Consider the following 20,312-nt stretch of genomic DNA (forward strand, 5'->3'; position numbering starts at 1 on the left):
TCGATCCCGTTCAAGGAAGCGTCATGAGCACCACTGCCGAACATTCCCGACTGCTGCGGCTCGCGACGCGGGCCTCGCTGGCGGTCGCCACGACGCTGATCCTGGCCAAGGGCGTTGCCTGGTGGCTGAGCGGTTCGGTGAGCCTGCTGGCCGGTCTCACCGACTCGCTGCTGGATGGCGCTGCCTCGTTCCTCAACCTGCTGGCGGTGCATTACGCATTGCGCCCTGCCGATGACGATCATCGCTACGGCCACGGCAAGGCGGAAGCGCTGTCGGGCATGGCGCAGGCGTTGTTCATCACCGTCAGTGGTGTGCTGATTGCCGTTCAGGCCGTCGAGCGCATCCAGAACCCGGAACCGCTGGGCGCACCGCTGCTGGGCATGGTGGTGATGGTGGTTTCCATCGCGCTGACGATCGCACTGCTCACTCTGCAATACCGGGTGATCAAGGCGACCGGCTCGGCAGCGATCCGCGCTGATTCGCTGCACTACCGTTCAGACCTGCTGCTTAACGCCAGCATTCTGGTGGCGCTGACGCTGGCGTATTTCGGCTGGCAGCAGTTGGATGCGTATTTTGGTCTGGGCATCGCGGTGTATATCTTGTGGAGCGCCTTTCAAATCGCCCGCGAAACGATATCGGTGCTGATGGATGCGGAATTGCCCGCCGATGTCAGTACTCAAATGCTGGCACTGGCGTGCGAAGTGCCGGGCGTGCTCGGGGCGCATGATCTGCGTACACGAATCTCTGGCAATCACTGGTTTGTGCAGTTGCACCTGGAGCTACCGGGTAGCCTGACGCTATCGGTCGCCCATACAATTTGTGATCAGGTGGCTGACGCCATTCACAAGCAATTCCCGAAGGCCGAGGTGTTGGTACACGCCGACCCTCAGGAAGTCGTCAAGCAGGCCAGTGCCTGACCGCCATCAGTTGACGCTGTAACCTCGCCCCGCCAGGCACGCGCCCATCGAGCGACGATACAGATCGACCACGTCAGGCGGCGGCTGGCCGGTGACATTGGCCGGGTCGAAACCGCTTTGCTCCGCAGCCCAGCGGTAGCACTGGTATTTATCCAGCTCGACCTGCTGCGGGCTCTGCCCGTTTGCAGGGTAGGCCACCGGATCGTAGCCATTGCCCTGCTGTTCGGCCGGCGGAGCCTGATACACGGCTTCGTTCTGCGGCGGATTGACCACCACGTAGTCCTGACTGTCCGGCTGGTAGGCGTAATAGGTGCCGGCAGCCAGAAACAGCAGGCTGCTGCCGATCCATACTTCCTGAGAGTAGGACGGTAGTCTGCTGACACGCACGCCGTAGGGCGGTGTCACCACGACATAACGCGGGCCTTGCGGGCGATACCAGTAGCCACCCGAGTAGTAATAGTCCTGACCACGATAGGGAATACGCGAGTAGCCACCCGGTACGCGATCTATCGCATAGCCAGGCCGATATTGCGGACCTGGCCCCCAGCCATTGCCGTGCCCGTCGGGACGCCCTTCCCAACGGTCATTGGGGCGACCGTTGCCGGCCTGCCAGTTGCGGTTGTTGCCGCGTGGAATGTCCTGGTAATAGCCCTGACGCGGCGGCTGGGTTTGCCACGTCTCTTTCGGGCCGCTCTGGATCGGCAGGTTGTCCTGGGCTTGGCGCAACTGCTGACGCTGCTGGTTTTGCTGCTGCTGAATCTGGCGCTGCTGATCACGCTGTTGCTGCTCGATCTGCTGTTGCTGCTGGCGCTCGATGTTGCGCTGCTGAAGCTGCTGTTGCTGGATCTGCTGCTGTTGCTGACGCTCGACCTGACGCTGCTGATTCTGCTGCTCCTGAATCTGGCGTTGCTGATTGGTCTGCTGCTGGTTGATCTGCTGTTGCTGCTGACGCTCGACCTGGCGCAGCTGGTTTTGCTGCTGTTGGATCTGCCGCTGCTGGTTGATCTGCTCTTGAGCACGCTGCTGTTGCTGCTGACGCTGCTGCGCGTTTTCACCAGGGCTGCCGTAAAGCGGATTGCGCGGTGGTTCATCACGTTCGTCGGCCAGCGCCTGAGCACCGATGCTCAGACACAACAGACTTACACCCGCAAACTGCCAGATGCCAGATTTCATGCTTTCCTCACTAGAGCGCGGGTTGACGTCATTAAGACTGTTTAAGCGTAGCGCCGTTCTGCGCACTTTATCAGCAGGCAAAGAAAAGGGGACCAAATGGCCCCCTTGAGATACTTCGTCCTGGCGCAGCGCTTTTGACGCTGGCTCACCTCATGCCGTCTTCTGGACAGTATGTAGCCCGGGGGCCTGACACACCCTGTCGGGTGGGAGGCCGCGACTGGCCTGATTCGGCGGGTCGCGCTGGACGCTGTGTCCGGGCAGTGATTCTGTTTAAAAGAATAGGCCTGAGGCCGAGGCAGAAGATTGCTAATATTGCGGATTAAAACATTACTTGCGCAATTTTTGACTTCAGATGAATAATCCAGCGCAATTGAATTGATAATGGGGTGCATCGTGAGCAAGCTCGACAGATACGACCTGAGCATTTTGGCTGAATTGCAACGGGACGCACGGATATCCAACCAGGAATTGGCCGAACGCATTGGTCTGTCGCCGTCACCCTGCTCGCGCCGGGTCAAGCAACTGGAAGACGACGGTTACATCGTGCGCCAGGTTGCCCTGCTGGATCGCAAGAAACTGGGTCTGAACCTGACCGCCTACGTGCTGATCGGTATGGACCGACACACCCCCGAGCGTTTCGAGAACTTTGAGCAGCAGATCCGCAACCTGCCTCAGGTACTGGAATGCAGCCTGGTGACCGGCATGGACGCGGACTATCAACTGAAAGTGGTGGTGCCGGACATGGATCACTATCAGAAACTGTTGTTGGGCCATCTGACCCGCATCGAAGGCGTGACCAGCGTCAAATCGAGCTTTGTGCTCAATCAAGTGCTGGCCAGCACCGAAATGCCGCTGACTCACCTGCGTAACTGAGCGGGCACCTGCGTCACAGTTTTGCGGCGACTTCCCTGTACTGGCCCTGATCCAGGCCCTCCAGCGTCCAGTCGCCAATCCTGACCCGCACCAGCCGCAGGGTCGGCAAACCGACTGCAGCAGTCATGCGCCGCACCTGCCGATTGCGCCCTTCCTTGATCACCAGCTCCAGCCAGCTTGTCGGCACGCTCTTGCGAAAGCGCACGGGCGGGTTACGCGGCCAGAGTTGCGGCTCATCGAGCTGCCGCGCTTCGGCGGGCAAGGTCGGCCCGTCGTTGAGCTGGACACCGTCGCGCAACTGCTGCAACTGCTCATCGCTCGGCTCGCCTTCGACCTGCACCCAGTAGGTCTTGGCCAGCTTGTGCTTGGGATCGGCAATGCGCGCCTGCAACTGGCCGTCGTTGGTCAATAGCAGCAAACCTTCGCTGTCGCGATCCAGGCGCCCAGCCGGATAGATACCGGGGATCTTGATGAAGTCCTTGAGCGTGGCCCGCCCCTCCTCATCGCTGAACTGGGTCAGTACGTCGAAAGGCTTGTTGAACAGGATCAGCTTCGGCTCGGCCGGTGGCGCTTTGGCGACACGCCGGGCAGCACCTGCCGGTTTGGAGGCAGGACGGCGGGAAACGGGGCGTTGGGTGCGGGACATGAGAATTCGGCAATCGGAAAACAGAAAGGGCCACTTTAGTGGCCCTTCGTGCAAATACCAATCTATTAACGGCAAGCCATCAACGGAATGGCGGCTCATCGAAGCTGCGCAGTTTGCGTGAGTGCAGCGAGTTCAGCTCGGTGCGCAGCAGGTCGAGCGCAGCGATACCGATCTTCAAATGCTGGCTCACCGCACGCTCATAGAACGCATTCGCCGAACCCGGCAGCTTGATTTCGCTGTGCAACGGTTTGTCGGATACGCACAGCAACGTCCCGTAAGGCACACGCAGGCGATAACCCTGAGCGGCGATGGTGCCACTTTCCATGTCGACCGCCACTGCGCGCGACAGGTTGATCAGCGGACGTTCCTGAGCCCAGCGCAGTTCCCAGTTACGGTCGTCATAGGTCAACACCGTGCCGGTGCGCAGGCGCTTCTTGAGCTCTTCGCCGCGCTCGCCGGTAATCTGCGCAGCCGACTCCTGCAAGGCCAGTTGCACTTCGGCCAGGGCCGGAATCGGGATATGCGGCGGCAGCACACGGTCGAGAATCCCGTCGCGACGCATGTAGGCGTGAGCCAGCACGTAATCGCCGATGGTCTGCGACTGACGCAGGCCGCCGCAGTGACCGATCATCAGCCAGCAATGCGGACGCAGCACGGCGAGGTGATCGGTGATGTTCTTGGCGTTGGACGGGCCGACGCCGATATTGACCAGCGTCACGCCGTGACCGTCTTCGGCGATCAGGTGGTAGGCCGGCATCTGATAGCGGTGCCAGACCACGCTGGCGACGATGGCCTGGGCTTCGTCCTGGCCCATGCTCTTGTCGACTACCACGTTACCCGGCAGGACCATGCGCACGAAACGCGGGTCTTCGCGGAGCTTTTCCAGGCCGTGCAGAATGAACTGGTCGACATAGCGATGGTAGTTGGTCAGCAGAATCCACGGCTGTACGTGGCGCCAGTCGCTGCCGGTGTAATGCACCAGACGGCGCAGCGAGAAATCCACCCGCGCAGCGTCGAACAGCGCCAGTGGCAGCGGGTCGACATTGGCCCAGTCATACAGGCCGTCGGCAATGCCATCGGTGGCGGCCGACAGGTCGGTGCTCGGGAACACCCGTGCCAGCGCCGCAGCGGTGACGCCCGTGCCGGCCAGCTCATCGCCCTGCTCGACCACGTAAGGATAAGGAATGCTCTGCTCGCTCATGCCGACTTCGACCGTTACGGTGAAATCGTTCATCAGCGGGACAAGTTGTTCGAGCAGGTACTTTTTGAAAGCCTTGGGCTGCGTGACGGTGACGCTGTAAGTACCCGGCAGTTGCACCTTGGCATAGGCGCGCGTGGTCACCGGCACTTCGCCCTGGCATTTGTAGACCAGGCGCAATTCCGGATAGCTGAATTGCGCGCGCTCTTCGGCGGTGGGTTCTACGCGGTCTTTCAGGTAGCGCTTGAGCGCCTGACTCAGCGCACTGGTGGCGCGTTCATGCAGCTCGGCGAGCCGCTCTACAGCCTGCTCGGCGGTGTCGACAACAACAAAGGCTTGGGTCACGATTCATGTCCTGTCTGATCTTGCAGACGTGCATCGTAACGGGTTCGCGTGCTCATGCCACCTGCGGCGAGGCCCTTTGCAGCAATGTTTCTACGTCGACGCCCTTGGGCAATGCGCCATACACTCGCCCGCTGGACACCAGTCGACCGGCAATGAAGCCGTCACTGACCGCCGCGTTACCCGCTTCCAGCAGCAACTTGCCCTGCAAGGCGATGGCGATGTCTTCGGTCAGTTGACGGGCGCGGTACTGGATGTCGCCGGTGTCCCGAAACGCGGCCTTGAGCTTGTCGATGTGCGCCGCGAGATGCCGGTCGCCATGCCCGTCGCCCAGTTCGTCGAACAGCGCATCGAGTGCGCCGGGCTCTTTGGACAGGGTTCGCAGCACATCCAGGCATTGCACGTTGCCGGAGCCTTCCCATGTCGAGTTGACCGGCGCTTCGCGGTACAAGCGGGGCAGAATGCTGTCCTCGACATAACCGGCGCCGCCCAGGCACTCGGCGGCTTCGTTGATCATGGCCGGGGCGCGCTTGCAGATCCAGTATTTGCCCACTGCCGTGATCAGGCGCACGAAACGCTTTTCGTGATCATCATCCTGGTGGTCAAGCGCGCGCCCCATCCGCAGGGTCAGGGCCAGCGCGGCCTCGCTTTCCAGTGCCAGGTCAGCCAGCACGTTCTGCATCAACGGCTGCTCGGCGAGCAACCGACCACTGACCGCACGGTGCGCGCAATGATGCGTTGCCTGGGTCAGCGCCTGACGCATCAGGGCACTGGAGCCGATCATGCAGTCGAAACGGGTCATGGCGACCATTTCGATGATGGTCGGCACGCCGCGCCCTTCCTCACCGATCATCCATGCCAGCGCGCCGCGAAACTCGACCTCGCTGGAGGCGTTGGACCAGTTGCCGAGCTTGTTTTTCAGCCGCTGAATGTAAAACTCGTTACGCGTATCGTCCGGCCGGTGGCGCGGCAGCAAAAAACAACTGAGGCCCTTGTCGGTCTGCGCCAGGGCCAGGAAGGCATCGCACATGGGCGCCGAGCAGAACCACTTATGGCCGACCAGTTCGTAGGCCTGGCCGGGGCCGCCTGCCCCCACCGGGAGCGCACGCGTAGTATTGGCGCGCACGTCGGTGCCGCCCTGCTTCTCGGTCATGGCCATGCCGATGGTCGCGCCGTTCTTGTGCGCAATGCCCACGTTGCGTGGATCGTACTCAGTCGACAGGACCTTGGGCAGCCAGATTTCAGCCAGGTCCGGTTGCAACTTGAGTGCCGGAACGCTGGCGAAGGTCATGGTCAGCGGACAGCCGCTGCCGGGGTCTGCCTGGGTATGCAGATAACTCATGGCCGCGCGTGCGACATGCGCACCGGGCTGCGGATCGGTCCATGGCAACGATGGGATGCCATGCGCGATGGCAGCGCTCATCAACTGGTGATACGCCGGGTGGAATTCGACCAGGTCTATGCGGTGCCCGTAACGGTCATGGCTGGCAAACTCGGGCTTGTGCCGATTGGCCAGAAAGCCCGCTGCCATCAACGGGCCACCTGCCAGCGCACCGTAGGCGTCGATACGCGGCTGCGCCCAGCCCGCCCCGAATCGGCTGTTCCATTCCTGAAGCGGCACGTCGATACGGTAAAGGTTTGCCCCGTCGAGCGGCGGCGGTTGATTGGTGACTTCGTGGGTTTCGGCGAATTGATTCAGGTTCATGAGTCATCTCCGGCCTGCGTACACACGCAATATGCACACAGTGAATCACGCACCCGCCCCTCGCAAAAGTGCCGTAGCCGCCTAACCGCCGGCGCTTTCAGCTGATGACGCTATAAGGCCGCTTATATGCCCCATTGAGCCTTGAGTTCAGGCGCCCTGCGCACTGCGCCCGGCACGACCATCAGCATCGGGACGCTCAGCGTGAAACAGCTGCCCTTGCCGGGTTCGGAACGATGACTCAATTCGCCGCCCTGCAGCTCGACCAGTTTCCGGCAGATCGCCAGGCCGATGCCCAGCCCGCCGTATTCCCGGGTCATGGAGCCGTCGACCTGAAAGAAATGCTGATACAGCCGGGCTTCGTCCAGGCGGCTGAAGCCGATACCGCTGTCCATCACTTCGACCCGCAGGTAGAGGCGCTCCAGGTCCTGCGGATGACCGCTGAAACGCACCTGCACAGCACCCTTGCGGGTGAATTTGACGCGTTGTCCACCAGACACTCGATGCACTGGTAGAGCTTGCTCGCGTCGCCGCGAAGGTTCGGCGGCAGTTTATCGTCCAGATCGAGCGTCAATATCAGGCCCTTGGCCTGAGCCGCACCGCTGAAGCGCTCCTCCAGCCTGTAGGCCAGATCCTCGGGCGCAAACGACTCGCAGTCGGCGTACAGCACACCGGCCTGCAGCTCGGTGAGGGTCAGGATGCCATTGATCATGCTCATCATGTCGCGCGCCGAACTGGCGGCGGTTTGCTGATACATCTCGAGTTCATCGTCCATGTCCAGCGTCTGCATGACCTCCAGCGACCCGATCACGCCGTTCATCGGCGTGCGCAACTCATGGGTGAGCGTGGCGAGGAACTCGTCCTTCAGCCGGTTGCTGTTGGCCAGTTGCTGGTTGAGACGCTCAAGATCCTGACCGGCAGCCAGCAAGGTTTGCGCCTGTTGCCGGCGGGCGTGGTTGATACGGTCGGCCAGCGCCATCGACAGGAAGGCCATCTCCAGCACCGTGCCGATGTGCGAGGCGTACATGGTCAGGAAGGTATTGGGCAGATAGCCGAGCAGCATCAAGCCGAAGATCAGTCCGCTGACCATGAACACCGACCAGGCGAGCACAAAATAGCGCCCGACCCTTTCGCCTTTGACGACCGCAACGATACCCGCCAGATAGATCGTCAGGGCGCCTGCCATGACCAGCTGAGCCGCGCCGCGCAGGGCCGGCCCGTAGCTGAGGAACAAGGCCATGCCCATGACCAGTACGGCAGCGCCGATGACCGCCAGCAGCAGGCGGTCAAGCCAGCGGCTCAATTGTGCCGTACCCAGAAAGCTGCGCGAAAACTGGCAGGCGAATAACGTCGCCAGCGATATCAGGAAGGGGGTCGACGCATTCGCCCACCAAGGGCTGTCAGGCCACAGGTATTCGATGGCAACGCCGTTGATCGACATCTGGTAAAGCCCGAACGAGGCGACGTAAAGCAGGTAATACAGGTAATCCACCTCACGAACGCTGAGGTAGATGAACAAGTTGTAGACCAGCATGCCCAGCAGCACGCCGTAGATCAGACCGAAGACGTAAACCTTGGAGGGCTGCGCATCCAGATAGGCGTGGGTGGACCAGAGGTAGAGCGGTGCCTGAACAGCGCCTTCGCTGCGAATACGCATGTACAGGGTTCGCGTCTGGCCAGGCGGCAGGTCCAACTGAAAGAGGTAGTTGTTCTGGGCGAACTGACGGCTGGAGAACGGCAGCATATCGCCGGTATGCCAGGCTCGAGTCGGCTGCCCGTCGGCATCCGGGCCGTAGAAGTCAATGTGGTCCATTGGCGGATAGGCCAGTTCCAGCAGCCAGTCGTTATGAATGCTGGCATCTGTGGGGCGATACGTCAGCTCGACTTTCAGCCAGAAGGCGGAACGTGAATAACCGGCGTTGAAGGTTCCGGCAGGCACGGGCTGAAAGGCACCGGCGTGAGAGGCGGCGCTGACGCTTTCGATGGTCGCCTCGCCGGTCGGGTCCTCGAATACCTGAATGGCACGGCCCAACGACAGAAAACGAGTGTTTTCATCAAACTCGACTGCATGACTCTGCAACGGCAGCCAAAGAGCCAGAATGATCAACAGATAGCGCATTGAAGCCCCAAGGTAGGTCGTCGCGTTCAATCCATCCATTGATTACGACGTCCCGCAAATTTCTATCCTTGAAACAGGCTAATGATTCAAACACACCATTGAACGTGCACATGTACCGGCAGACATCAATAAACAACCGAACCGTCACTCGTCAGCCTTGCCAATCAAGCATAGCCGCTAATAGCTTAAAGACAGTATCGCGATCAAAATCAAGGTAATAGCTCTGTATCGGTGACTGCAGAGCAAACATGAGTACTTTTTAAGGTTTTGTCGAGCCTGCGGTTGTCGCCGCTTGAGCTTGATCCACAAGAAAAAACCGGCACCCCGAGCGGCCCGCGAAAGGTTTAGTGATAAGCTCGCGCACCATGAATATCTATAGCTCCCGCCCCGTAGTCCTTTGCCTGTCCGGTCACGACCCTAGTGGCGGCGCCGGTATGCAGGCCGATATAGAAGCCCTGCTAGCCCAGGGCTGCCATGCCGCTCCGGTGATTACCGCGCTCACCGTGCAAGACACCGTGAACGTCAGTGATTTCCGCGTGCTGGATCGCGAGTGGGTGATGGCGCAAGCCAATGCAGTCCTCAACGATTCGAGCGTAGCAGCCGTCAAGCTGGGCATGCTGGGCTCACTGGACATGGTCGATACGATAGTCGATCTGCTTCTGGCTCACCCGCATTTGCCCATGGTCTGTGACCCGGTGTTACGCGCTGGCGGCGGCGGCAGACTGGGCAAGGACGAGGTCGGCTACGCCATGCGCGAGCGCCTGTTGCCGCTATCGACCATCGCTACGCCGAACCTTCCGGAAGCCCGCATTCTTGCCGAGCTGCCCGAAGGCACTGCGGATGAGTGCGCTGACAGACTACTGCCGTTTTGTGAATATCTGTTGATCACTGGCGGCCATGGTGATGAGCAGCAAATACATAACCGCTTGTACCTGCGCGGCGGCCAGACCCACACCTTCGTCTGCGAACGTCTGCCCGGCAGTTACCACGGCTCTGGCTGTACCCTGGCCAGCGCACTGGCCGGGCGCATCGCTCAGGGGCAGGAACTGGTCAGCGCGGTGAAATCGGCACTCGACTACACCTGGCGGACCCTGAGGGATGCCGAACAGTTGGGCCGGGGGCAATTCGTGCCACGTCGGCTGCCGCTGGATTTTTGCTCGTAACACATCGCCATGAGGGTCGATTCATGAAACTGCGTGGCCTGTATGCCATTACCGACAGCCAGTTGCTGTCCGGCAAATTTCTTTCGTACGTCGAAGCTGCGCTGGACGGCGGCGTGACGCTGCTGCAATACCGCGACAAGAACAGTGACGAGTCCCGCCGTCTGCGCGAAGCGACCGAACTGCTCAAACTCTGCGAACGCTACAAGACCCGGCTGATCATCAACGATGACGCTGAGCTGGCTGCGCGCCTGGGGGTAGGCGTGCACCTGGGGCAGTCGGACGGCTCGCTGCCCGATGCCCGCGCCCTGCTGGGGCACAAGGCGATTGTCGGGGCTACCTGTCATGGCCGCGTGGAATTGGCCGAGCAAGCCAAGGCTGATGGCGCGACGTACGTGGCATTTGGCAGGTTCTTCAACTCACAGACCAAACCCGGTGCCCCCGCCGTACCGCTGGACCTGATCGCTCAGGTGCGTGCCCGGGTCCACCTGCCGATCGCGGTGATTGGTGGCATTACCCTGGAGAACGCGCCGCAACTGGTCGAGCACGGCGCCGACCTGCTCGCCGTGGTGCACGGTTTGTTCGGCGCTGAAAATACCCAGGAAGTGACACGCCGGGCAAAAGCTTTCACGGCGCTGTTGTAGAGCGGAATCGTTGTGGGGGCGAACCGGGCGACGCTCCCACAAGTACGTGGATCCTCATTCGCAGCCGCGCTTCATTTGATATAGTGCGTGTTCCTGCGCCTTCTCTGGCTCATGCCACCCAATAAAGCAGCCCACCCTGAAGCTGCCCGCCTCGGCTGACCCCAGCGTAGACACGAATTCCCCGTTTCAAAGCAGAGACCCGATCATGTCCCGTTCCGAAACACTGTTCGCCAACGCCCAAAAACACATCCCCGGTGGCGTCAATTCGCCGGTTCGCGCCTTCAAGAGCGTGGGTGGCACGCCGCTGTTCTTCAAGCACGCTGCGGGTGCCTACGTGACTGACGAAGACGACAAGCGTTATGTGGATTACGTCGGCTCCTGGGGCCCGATGATTCTTGGCCATAGCCACCCCGACGTGCTCGATGCCGTGCGCAGCCAGCTGGAACACGGCCTGTCCTACGGCGCACCGACGGCCATGGAAACCGAAATGGCCGACCTGGTCTGCGAACTGGTGCCGTCCATGGAGATGGTCCGCATGGTCAGCTCGGGCACTGAAGCGACCATGAGTGCGATTCGCCTGGCCCGTGGCTTCACCGGCCGCGACAGCATCCTCAAGTTCGAAGGCTGCTACCACGGTCACTCCGACAGCCTGCTGGTCAAGGCAGGCTCCGGCGCGCTGACCCTGGGCGTGCCCAGCTCGCCCGGCGTACCTGCGGCCTTTGCAAAACACACCCTGACCGTGCCGTTCAACAACCTCGACGCCGTGCGTGACCTGCTGGCCGAAGTGGGTCAGGAAGTAGCGTGCATCATCGTCGAGCCAGTGGCTGGCAACATGAACTGTGTGCCGCCCGCGCCTGGCTACCTGCAAGGCCTGCGCGACCTGTGCGACGAGCACGGCGTGGTGCTGATTTTCGATGAAGTGATGACCGGTTTTCGCGTAGCCCTCGGTGGCGCCCAGGCTTACTACGGAGTGACGCCCGACCTGAGCACCTTCGGCAAGATCATCGGTGGCGGTATGCCGGTCGGCTGCTTTGGCGGCAAACGCGAAATCATGTCGCACATCGCACCGCTCGGCCCGGTCTATCAGGCCGGTACCCTCTCGGGCAACCCGCTGGCAATGGCGGCCGGCCTGACCACCCTGCGCCTGATCAGCCGTCCCGGCTTTCACGACGAACTGAGCGACTACACCCGCCGCCTGCTCGAAGGTCTGCAACAGCGCGCCGATGCCGCAGGTATCCCGTTTGTGACGACTCAGGCCGGCGGCATGTTCGGCCTGTACTTCAGCGAAGCCGAAGAAATCGTCACGTTCGAAGACGTGATGACCAGTGACTCCGAGCGCTTCAAGCGCTTCTTCCACTTGATGCTGGACGGCGGCGTGTACCTCGCGCCGAGCGCATTCGAAGCGGGTTTCACTTCTATCGCCCATGGCGATGCCGAGCTGAAGCTGACTCTGGATGCCGCAGAAAAAGCATTCGCTGCGCTGAAATAAGCTCGTCAGGCATCACCCGCGCAGGGTGTCAGTGAACCGGCGCGAGTGATGGCTACGAATGAAACTGAACGTTAAGTCCGTATTTTGCTTCTACAATGCAATGCGAACACTGCACATACAGGCTGACGACAACCCTCTTTCAGGTAATCCGCCCGAAAAAAGGACGTTTTAAAGCCGTGCAGCAGAAAATCCGTAAAGACTTTGTAAGGTTGGCTCTGCTTATTTCATAATGCGCAGCCAGCACGTTTAGCTGGTCGGGCATGCCCGCACCTTTTTCAGAGGTAAGTCGACTCCCATGAACCGCACCGGCCGCACCCTTGTATTGGGCTGCCTGTTGCTTGTCTATCCCCTGCTGGCAAGTGCCGGCGGCAACTCGTTGTTAGTCCCGGCGATGGGTCGTTGCACCCTCAATACCCAGCCAGAGAACCTGCCTGCAGCGCTTGAAGCCTGCCAGCAGGCCGCCAAGGGTGGGGACGCGCAGGCGCAGTACGAGTTGGGTGAGTTCTATTACGAGGGCAAAAATGCACCTCGCGACTTGCCGCAGGCGCTGAATTATTTCGAGCAGGCTTCACTGCAGGGCCATGCCCAAGCGCAGTACCAACTGGGCTTGATGTTCAGCCGTGGCGAAGGTGTGCAGGCCAACAACATTCAGGCCTACGTCGTGCTGAAAATGGCCGCGGTCAATGGCTCGGAAGAGGCGCTTGACGCTGCCGACGAAGTCTCGGCAAAGATGCCGCGTGACGAGCTCGAAGTGGCCACTCAGGTACTTGGGCAGATTTTCCGCAAGTACCTGCTTGAACTGCAGACCGCCGAAGGGCGCAGTCCTTTCTCTCCGTTGCCCTGATCAGGAATCTTTCAGGGCAATCGCGATTCACACCTGCAACGCTTACTTTTCCGGCATCGGCATGGGGAACGGCATCACATTGCTGGTGCCGCGCGCTTCGCTGATCTTCGGTGTGCCCATGCGTTCGACTTCATCGATGCGCACAATCGAATGCATCGGCACGAAACTGCGCACCACGCCTTCGAACTGGGCCTTGAGCTTCTCTTCGCTGGGGTCCACCACAACGGTCGTGCGCTCGCCGAAGACGAATTCTTCAACTTCCAGAAAGCCCCACAGATCACTTTGGTAAATCTGCTTGGCGTACATCTCGAACACCTGTCCCTGGTTGAGGAAAATCACCTTGTAGATTGGAGCTTCGCGTTTGGTCATAACGGGCGGGTAACGATCAGAGATGAAAAAGGGGCACGGACTATAGCATGTCCGCCCGCCTCGTCGGACAGCCGACGCTAGGAACCCGAGCCCTTCATCCTTATAATGCGCGGTTCACTGACACGGTTGATCATCACGCATGGCCAAAAAGCTTTATATCGAAACCCACGGTTGCCAGATGAACGAGTACGACAGCTCGCGCATGGTCGACCTGCTGGGCGAACATCAGGCCCTGGAAGTCACCGCTCGCGCGGAAGACGCCGACGTGATCCTGCTCAATACCTGCTCGATTCGTGAGCGCGCCCAGGACCGGGTGTACTCCCAGCTGGGCCGCTGGCGTGAGCTGAAGCTGGCCAATCCGGAAATGGTCATCGCTGTCGGCGGCTGCGTGGCCAGCCAGGAAGGCGCAGCCATTCGCGATCGCGCGCCCTACGTGGACGTGGTGTTCGGCCCGCAGACCCTGCACCGCCTGCCGGAAATGATCGACGCCGCACGCGTGACCCGCTTGCCGCAGGTCGACGTCTCGTTCCCGGAAATCGAAAAATTCGACCACTTGCCCGAGCCGCGCGTCGACGGCCCGAGCGCGTACGTGTCGGTGATGGAAGGCTGCAGCAAATACTGCACGTTCTGCGTGGTGCCCTACACCCGCGGCGAAGAAGTCAGTCGTCCGTTCGACGATGTGCTGAGCGAAGTGATCCACCTGGCCGAAAACGGCGTGCGTGAAGTCACCCTGCTGGGGCAGAACGTCAACGGTTATCGCGGCACCACCCACGACGGCCGCGTTGCTGACCTGGCGGACCTGATCCGCGTAGTCGCCGCCGTCGATGGCATCGACCGCATTCGCTACACCACTTCGCACCCGCTGGAATTTTCCGACAGCCTGATCCAGGCCCACGCGGAAGTGCCGGAGCTGGTCAAACACCTGCATTTGCCCGTGCAGTCGGGCTCTGACCGCATTCTGGCGGCCATGAAGCGCAACCACACCACGCTGGAATACAAGTCCCGCTTGCGCAAGCTCAGGGCCGCGGTGCCGGGCATCAGTATCAGTTCCGACTTCATCGTCGGCTTCCCCGGCGAGACCGAAAAGGATTTTGACAACACCATGAAGCTGATCGAGGACGTGGGTTTCGACTTCTCGTTCTCGTTCGTCTACAGCCCGCGTCCGGGCACGCCCGCTGCGGATCTCAAGGACGATACGCCGGAAGCGCTGAAGAAAGAGCGACTGGCCGCGCTGCAACATCGTCTGAACCAGCAGGGTTTCGAGATCAGCCGGCAGATGGTGGGCAGCATCCAGCGCATTCTGGTGACCGACTACTCGAAGAAAGACCCAGGCGAACTGCAGGGGCGCACCGAGAACAACCGGATCGTCAATTTTCGCTGCGACAACCCCAAATTGATCGGGCAGTTTGCCGATGTACACATCGATGACGCGCAGCCTCACTCGTTGCGCGGCTCGCTGCTACAGTAAAGCTTGAGTGTCGCCGCAGAAACGAATCGCCGAATGAATTCGTTTCTGCGCGGTCCCTACCATTGAGCACGGTGAATCCCTGGCGCAGCCTTTAACAAGGCAAAGCTTTCGCACAACCAGCGCTAGGGGTATTCTTCAATACATCTCAATTGCCGCCGGACGGCCATTAAACGACCTTGAACGCACCCATAGAACCTCATCGTTTCACCCTCGAGCCTTTCGAGGCCCATCGTTTCGCCAACTTGTGCGGGCAACTCGACGAGCACTTGCGCCTGATCGAGCAACGCCTGGACATCGAGATCCGCAATCGCGGTAATCAATTCGAGCTCATTGGCGACCCCAAACAAAATCATTCCGCCGAGAACCTGCTGCGCCGTCTGTACCGGGAAACCAAAGGTACCGAACTGACGCCGGACATGGTCCACCTGTTCCTTCAGGAATCGGGGGTGGACGGCCTGGACAATCACCCTGCCGCCGAAGTCGGCGTCTCGCTACGCACCAAAAAGGGCATGATTCGCCCGCGCGGCCTGAACCAGCAGCGTTACGTCAAGGAAGTCCTCAGCAACGACATCAACTTCGGCATCGGCCCTGCGGGTACCGGCAAGACCTACCTGGCGGTGGCCTGCGCGGTGGATGCACTGGAGCGCGAGCAGATTCGACGCATCCTGCTGGTGCGCCCGGCGGTCGAGGCTGGCGAGAAGCTGGGCTTCCTGCCCGGCGATCTGGCGCAGAAGATCGACCCGTACCTGCGTCCGCTGTATGACGCGCTGTACGAGATGCTCGGTTTCGAATACGTCGCCAAGCTGATCGAGAAACAGGTCATTGAAGTGGCACCGCTGGCTTACATGCGCGGACGCACCCTTAATAACAGCTTCATCATTCTCGACGAAAGTCAGAACACCACCGTCGAGCAGATGAAGATGTTCCTGACCCGTATCGGCTTCGGCTCCACGGCCGTGATCACCGGCGATATCACCCAGGTCGACCTGCCCAAGGGCACTCGCTCCGGGCTGACGCATGTCATCGATGTGCTCAAGGACGTGCCGGGCATCAGCTTCACGCATTTCAAACCCAAGGATGTGGTTCGCCACCCGCTGGTGCAGCGCATCGTCGAAGCCTACGAGCGTTTCGACGACCGCCTCAGCGATGGTCCGTCGGGCAACAACAGTTACCCACGGGACACACACCGCGATGCTTGAGCTGGACCTGCAGATTGCAAGCGAGACAAGCGCCCCTGACGAAGCCCGATTCCGCCTCTGGTGTGAAATGGGCTTGCGTCAGCGCAGTGCCGACTCCGAGCTGACCATCCGCCTGGTTGACGAAACCGAAGGCCGTGAGCTCAATAACACCTGGCGACACAAAAATTACGCAACAAACGTGCTTTCATTCCCGGCGGACGTTCCAGACGACATGCTGGACATCCCGTTGCTGGGCGATCTGGTCATCTGCGTTCCGGTTGTCAACCGTGAAGCCGTTGAACAGGGCAAGTCCATCGACGCGCATTGGGCGCACATGGTCATTCATGGCTGCCTTCATCTGTTGGGTTACGACCACATCGATGATGAAGAAGCCGAAGAAATGGAAGCACTGGAACGAACGTTGCTTGAGGAGCTGGGCTATCCCGATCCTTACGCTGACGACGAAAGTGCCGACCTTCCCCATTCAGACATACCAAGCAAGGACCACGAGTAAGGGCTATGAGCGAAGACCGATCGAGCAACGGGCAAAAGTCATGGTTGGGTAAACTGACCCAGGCCTTTGTCCATGAGCCGAAAAACCGCCAGGAGCTGCTTGAGCTGCTGCGCGAAGCCCACCAGAACAAACTGCTGGACAGCGAAGCGCTGGCCATCGTCGAGGGCGCCATTCAAGTGGCTGATCTGCAAGTGCGCGACATCATGGTGCCGCGCTCGCAGATGATCAGCATCAAGGCGACCCAGACACCCCGTGAATTTCTGCCGGCGGTCATCGACGCTGCGCACTCGCGCTATCCGGTGATCGGCGAGAGCCACGATGACGTGCTCGGTGTGCTGCTGGCCAAGGATCTGCTGCCGCTGATCCTCAAGGCCGACGGCGACAGCGATGACGTCAAGAAGCTGCTGCGTCCGGCCACCTTCGTGCCCGAGTCCAAGCGTCTCAACGTGCTGCTGCGCGAGTTTCGCGCCAACCACAACCACATGGCCATCGTCATTGACGAATACGGCGGCGTGGCGGGTCTGGTGACCATCGAAGACGTGCTGGAACAGATCGTCGGCGATATCGAAGACGAGCATGACGTCGAGGAAGACAGCTACATCAAACCGCTGCCCAGCGGCGACTTCCTGGTCAAGGCCCTTACGCCGGTCGAGAATTTCAACGAATTCTTCGACAGCACGTTCTCGGACGACGAGTTCGATACCGTGGGCGGTCTGGTGATGAATGCCTTCGGCCATCTGCCCAAGCGCAACGAAATCACTGAAATCGGTGCCTATCGTTTCCGCATCCTGAGCGCTGACAGCCGTCGCATTCATTTGCTGCGCGTGACGCCCATTTCACGTCCGTAAACACTTGATGCTGCTTTAAGGAATCTACATGCGCTGGATAACCCGCCCCGGCTGGCCCGGTAACCTGCTGGCCCTGGCGGCTGGCGGGCTCACGACCCTGGCCCTGGCGCCTTTTGACATCTGGCCTCTGGTGCTGGTGGCAGTGGCGATGTTCTACCTGGGCTTGCGCGACCTGAACCCGCGCCAGGCACTGGCCCGCGGCTGGTGCTATGGCTTCGGTCTGTACGGCGCCGGCACCAGCTGGATCTACGTCAGCATTCACACCTACGGCGGCGCGTCCGTGTTGCTGGCAGGGCTGTTGATGCTGTTGTTCATCGCCGCCATTGCCCTGTTCTTCGCCCTGCCCGCCTGGGTCTGGGCGCGCTGGCTGCGTCGCAATGAGGCACCGCTGGCCGATGCGCTGGCCTTCGCAGCGCTATGGCTGTGGCAGGAAGCGTTTCGCGGCTGGTTTCTCACCGGCTTCCCGTGGCTCTATTCCGGCTACAGTCAGCTCGACGGCCCACTGGCCGGGCTCGCCCCCGTCGGCGGCGTATGGCTGATTTCGTTCTCGCTGGCGATGACTGCTGCACTGTTGTGCAACCTGCACCGCCTGCGTGCACGCAAATCGTTTCTGGCCATGGGCGTGGTGCTGTTGCTGGCCCCGTGGGTGACAGGCCTGGCCCTCAAGGGGCACGCCTGGACGTCGCCGTCCGGCGCGCCACTGAAAGTCGCGGCAATGCAGGGCAACGTCGAACAAAGCATGAAGTGGGACCCGCAAAAGCTCAACGACCAGCTGGCGCTGTACCGCGACATGACCTTCCGCTCGCAGCAGGCAGACCTGATCGTCTGGCCGGAAACCGCCGTGCCGGTGCTCAAGGAAAGCGCAGAAGGCTATCTGTCGATGATGGGCAAGTTCGCTTCGGACCGCGGCGCGGCGCTGATCACCGGCGTACCGGTGCGTGAACCAACCGGGCGCGGTGAGTATCGTTATTACAACGGCATCACGGTCACGGGTCAGGGTGACGGCACCTACTACAAGCAGAAGCTGGTGCCGTTCGGTGAGTACGTGCCGCTGCAGGACCTGCTGCGCGGGCTGATTTCCTTCTTCGACCTGCCAATGTCGGACTTCGCGCGCGGGCCGAACGATCAGGCGTTATTGCAGGCCAAGGGTTATCGCATCGCGCCGTTCATCTGCTACGAAGTGGTCTACCCAGAGTTCGCCGCTGGCTTGTCGGCACAAAGCGACCTGCTGCTGACGGTCAGCAACGATACCTGGTTCGGCACCTCGATCGGCCCTCTGCAACACTTGCAGATGGCCCAGATGCGCGCGCTTGAAGCGGGTCGCTGGATGATCCGGGCAACCAACAACGGCGTGACCGCGCTGATCGACCCGTTCGGCAAGATCACCGAGCAGATTCCGCAGTTCGAACGCGGCGTGCTGTACGGCGAAGTGGTGCCGATGCATGAACTCACGCCTTATCTGCACTGGCGCTCGTGGCCGCTGGCGATTGTCTGCCTGCTGCTGTTTGGCTGGGCGTTGATGGCGGCACGGATTTCCAAGACCGTCTGACTGCACGAAGCCGGTTTCATCTGCCTGCAGGTGAAATCGGCTTCAGATGATCATTGCCCTTTCCGATAGATCCACGGATACACCAGCAAGCCTGCGGCTTCATTGAGCAGCACCCCGCTCTGCGTGAACACGCGACTTTCAGGCAGCCAGCCGCCAAAAGACCTGGCGTTGTCGACCCCCAGAAAGCCGACCGGCGCACCTACCACCGTGAAACCCGCCTGCTCGAAGCTCCAGCGTGCCCGCGGCATATGCCAGGCCTGAGTCACCAGCACCACGCGCTTGATACCTTGCGGCTGCAGAATTGCGGCGCTCATGGTCGCGTTTTCCCACGTGGTGCGGCTCAGCCCCTCCTGCCAGCGCACCGTCATAGCAAAATCGTCCTGCAGCGACTGCGCCATGATCGACGCCTCGCTGGGCGGCTGGTCAAAATGCAGGCCGCCAGAGGTCAGTATCGGCAGCCCGGACTCTTTCGCCAATCGAGCCGCCAGACGCAAGCGCTCGAGTCCAAGACCGGTGGGCGTGTCTGTCCCCCAGGTCGGCGAGTTGCGCTCGCGCCCATTGCCCAGCACCACAATGGCATCCGCCTGCTGCGCCAGTGTCGCCCACTGCTGTTGCGGCAAGGGAGGGACCTGCTCCAGCTTACGAGCGGCAAACTCTACGGCGACCGGCAGGCTCATCAGCCACAATCCGCCGAGGCCGACCGCGAAAAAAGTCGCAGCCAGACGCGGCCGCGTGCGACGCAACCACCAGCCAAGGATCAGCAGGACAAACAGAATGCCGGGCGGCAAAAGAAGGGCTTTGAGCAGGTAGCGCAGCGGCATCGGGACATCTCCATGAGTGCCCGCAGCCTAGAATGTTTGCAGACACGCGACAATGTCTGAAACAGGAAGCCCGAGGTAGCCAGCCACTTTTCGTACAGAGACTAAGAGTTACGGCCCAGCCGCACTGATGCCTTGGCTCGTCCCCGGTCCTTCAGCCAGACGATGGTGGCTGACGCACGGGGCGACCTGCCATGCTCCGCAGTAATCAGACCGCTGCTCGTGGACGTGTCCGCGACAACTGCGCCTGCTTCCCCGGAACCTTTTTCGAGATAGGCTTCAATCAACTGGAACTCGGCACGACTCAGCCCCTTGAGCTCAAGCTCGGCAGGCGACTCGTTCCGGAGCCGGACCGAGGTACTCGCCGTCTCGAGTGCAAGACCGAGACGGTCGATCAGACGCTCATACAGCCGGGTCAGGCTTACAACATGCTGCAACTCTGTCATCCGCTCACCTCATCG

At 60.9% G+C, this 20,312-nt stretch carries 19 protein-coding genes and 1 pseudogene; 12 read left to right on the forward strand and 8 right to left on the reverse strand.

Annotation, left to right across the window (positions count from 1 at the left end; all coding sequences use genetic code 11):
• Positions 1-23 precede the first annotated feature (23 nt).
• Positions 24-917: a cation diffusion facilitator family transporter gene (locus tag V476_RS06905; RefSeq protein WP_024959347.1), complete on the forward strand. Its 894-nt coding sequence runs from the start codon at positions 24-26 to the stop codon at positions 915-917.
• A 6-nt stretch (positions 918-923) separates the two neighbouring features.
• Here V476_RS06905 and V476_RS29135 read toward each other — a convergent pair whose 3' ends face one another.
• Entirely contained in the window at positions 924-1,643 is a 720-nt protein-coding gene (locus V476_RS29135) for a DUF6515 family protein (RefSeq protein WP_024959348.1), read from the reverse strand.
• Between V476_RS29135 and V476_RS29140 the strand changes: the two genes are divergently transcribed.
• Positions 1,587-2,135: a hypothetical protein gene (locus tag V476_RS29140; RefSeq protein WP_027902951.1), complete on the forward strand. Its 549-nt coding sequence runs from the start codon at positions 1,587-1,589 to the stop codon at positions 2,133-2,135. The genes V476_RS29135 and V476_RS29140 overlap by 57 nt on opposite strands.
• A 348-nt stretch (positions 2,136-2,483) precedes the next feature.
• On the forward strand, positions 2,484-2,963 hold the full coding sequence (locus V476_RS06920; protein WP_002555305.1) for an Lrp/AsnC family transcriptional regulator: 480 nt from the start codon (positions 2,484-2,486) through the stop codon (positions 2,961-2,963).
• A gap of 13 nt (positions 2,964-2,976) precedes the next feature.
• On the opposite strand, the gene V476_RS06925 is transcribed toward V476_RS06920, so the two are convergent.
• The 4 genes and pseudogenes from V476_RS06925 to V476_RS06940 form a co-directional block, all read right to left on the reverse strand.
• Positions 2,977-3,609, reverse strand: coding sequence for a pseudouridine synthase (locus tag V476_RS06925; RefSeq protein ID WP_024959350.1), 633 nt, complete (start codon positions 3,607-3,609; stop codon positions 2,977-2,979).
• 79 nt (positions 3,610-3,688) lie between these two features.
• Positions 3,689-5,152: an AMP nucleosidase gene (gene amn / locus V476_RS06930; RefSeq protein ID WP_003392026.1), complete on the reverse strand. Its 1,464-nt coding sequence runs from the start codon at positions 5,150-5,152 to the stop codon at positions 3,689-3,691.
• Positions 5,153-5,204: 52 nt separating this feature from the next.
• Complete coding sequence (locus tag V476_RS06935; RefSeq protein WP_024959351.1) at positions 5,205-6,854, reverse strand: acyl-CoA dehydrogenase family protein; 1,650 nt, start codon at positions 6,852-6,854, stop codon at positions 5,205-5,207.
• A gap of 122 nt (positions 6,855-6,976) precedes the next feature.
• Positions 6,977-8,970, reverse strand: a pseudogene (locus tag V476_RS06940) (sensor histidine kinase).
• 365 nt (positions 8,971-9,335) lie between these two features.
• Here V476_RS06940 and V476_RS06945 point away from each other — a divergent pair.
• The 4 genes from V476_RS06945 to V476_RS06960 all read left to right on the forward strand — a co-directional run bounded on the left by V476_RS06945 (position 9,336) and on the right by V476_RS06960 (position 13,107).
• A complete protein-coding gene (locus V476_RS06945) occupies positions 9,336-10,133 on the forward strand; it encodes a hydroxymethylpyrimidine/phosphomethylpyrimidine kinase (protein ID WP_024959352.1) in 798 nt (265 codons plus the stop codon).
• A 23-nt stretch (positions 10,134-10,156) separates the two neighbouring features.
• The gene (gene thiE, locus V476_RS06950; RefSeq protein WP_003313864.1) at positions 10,157-10,774 is read left to right on the forward strand and encodes a thiamine phosphate synthase; all 618 of its coding nucleotides are present in this window, start codon (positions 10,157-10,159) and stop codon (positions 10,772-10,774) included.
• A gap of 205 nt (positions 10,775-10,979) precedes the next feature.
• A complete protein-coding gene (gene hemL / locus V476_RS06955; protein WP_003392017.1) occupies positions 10,980-12,263 on the forward strand; it encodes a glutamate-1-semialdehyde 2,1-aminomutase in 1,284 nt (427 codons plus the stop codon).
• 295 nt (positions 12,264-12,558) lie between these two features.
• Positions 12,559-13,107 carry a tetratricopeptide repeat protein gene (locus tag V476_RS06960; protein ID WP_003313867.1) on the forward strand — a complete coding sequence of 183 codons (549 nt, stop codon included), beginning with the start codon at positions 12,559-12,561 and terminating at the stop codon, positions 13,105-13,107.
• 42 nt (positions 13,108-13,149) lie between these two features.
• On the opposite strand, the gene V476_RS06965 is transcribed toward V476_RS06960, so the two are convergent.
• Complete coding sequence (locus V476_RS06965) at positions 13,150-13,476, reverse strand: DUF1820 family protein (RefSeq protein WP_003313868.1); 327 nt, start codon at positions 13,474-13,476, stop codon at positions 13,150-13,152.
• Between the two features lie 139 nt (positions 13,477-13,615).
• Between V476_RS06965 and miaB the strand changes: the two genes are divergently transcribed.
• The 5 genes from miaB (at position 13,616) to lnt (ending at position 19,033) form a co-directional block, all read left to right on the forward strand.
• Entirely contained in the window at positions 13,616-14,944 is a 1,329-nt protein-coding gene (gene miaB / locus V476_RS06970; RefSeq protein WP_003368786.1) for a tRNA (N6-isopentenyl adenosine(37)-C2)-methylthiotransferase MiaB, read from the forward strand.
• A gap of 176 nt (positions 14,945-15,120) precedes the next feature.
• On the forward strand, positions 15,121-16,143 hold the full coding sequence (locus V476_RS06975) for a PhoH family protein (protein ID WP_024959353.1): 1,023 nt from the start codon (positions 15,121-15,123) through the stop codon (positions 16,141-16,143).
• Positions 16,136-16,636 carry an rRNA maturation RNase YbeY gene (gene ybeY, locus V476_RS06980; RefSeq protein WP_003319278.1) on the forward strand — a complete coding sequence of 167 codons (501 nt, stop codon included), beginning with the start codon at positions 16,136-16,138 and terminating at the stop codon, positions 16,634-16,636. Before V476_RS06975 ends, ybeY begins: the two co-directional genes overlap by 8 nt.
• 5 nt (positions 16,637-16,641) lie before the next feature.
• On the forward strand, positions 16,642-17,484 hold the full coding sequence (locus V476_RS06985; protein WP_003368790.1) for a CorC family transporter: 843 nt from the start codon (positions 16,642-16,644) through the stop codon (positions 17,482-17,484).
• A gap of 28 nt (positions 17,485-17,512) precedes the next feature.
• The gene (gene lnt / locus V476_RS06990) at positions 17,513-19,033 is read left to right on the forward strand and encodes an apolipoprotein N-acyltransferase (protein WP_024959354.1); all 1,521 of its coding nucleotides are present in this window, start codon (positions 17,513-17,515) and stop codon (positions 19,031-19,033) included.
• 50 nt (positions 19,034-19,083) lie between these two features.
• Here lnt and V476_RS06995 read toward each other — a convergent pair whose 3' ends face one another.
• Entirely contained in the window at positions 19,084-19,854 is a 771-nt protein-coding gene (locus V476_RS06995) for a YdcF family protein (protein ID WP_024959355.1), read from the reverse strand.
• A gap of 101 nt (positions 19,855-19,955) precedes the next feature.
• Positions 19,956-20,297, reverse strand: a complete 342-nt coding sequence (locus V476_RS07000; protein WP_024959356.1) for a hypothetical protein — start codon at positions 20,295-20,297, stop codon at positions 19,956-19,958.
• Between the last annotated feature and the right edge of the window lie 15 nt (positions 20,298-20,312).

The organism is Pseudomonas syringae KCTC 12500 (genome assembly GCF_000507185.2).
Taxonomy (GTDB): domain Bacteria; phylum Pseudomonadota; class Gammaproteobacteria; order Pseudomonadales; family Pseudomonadaceae; genus Aquipseudomonas; species Aquipseudomonas syringae.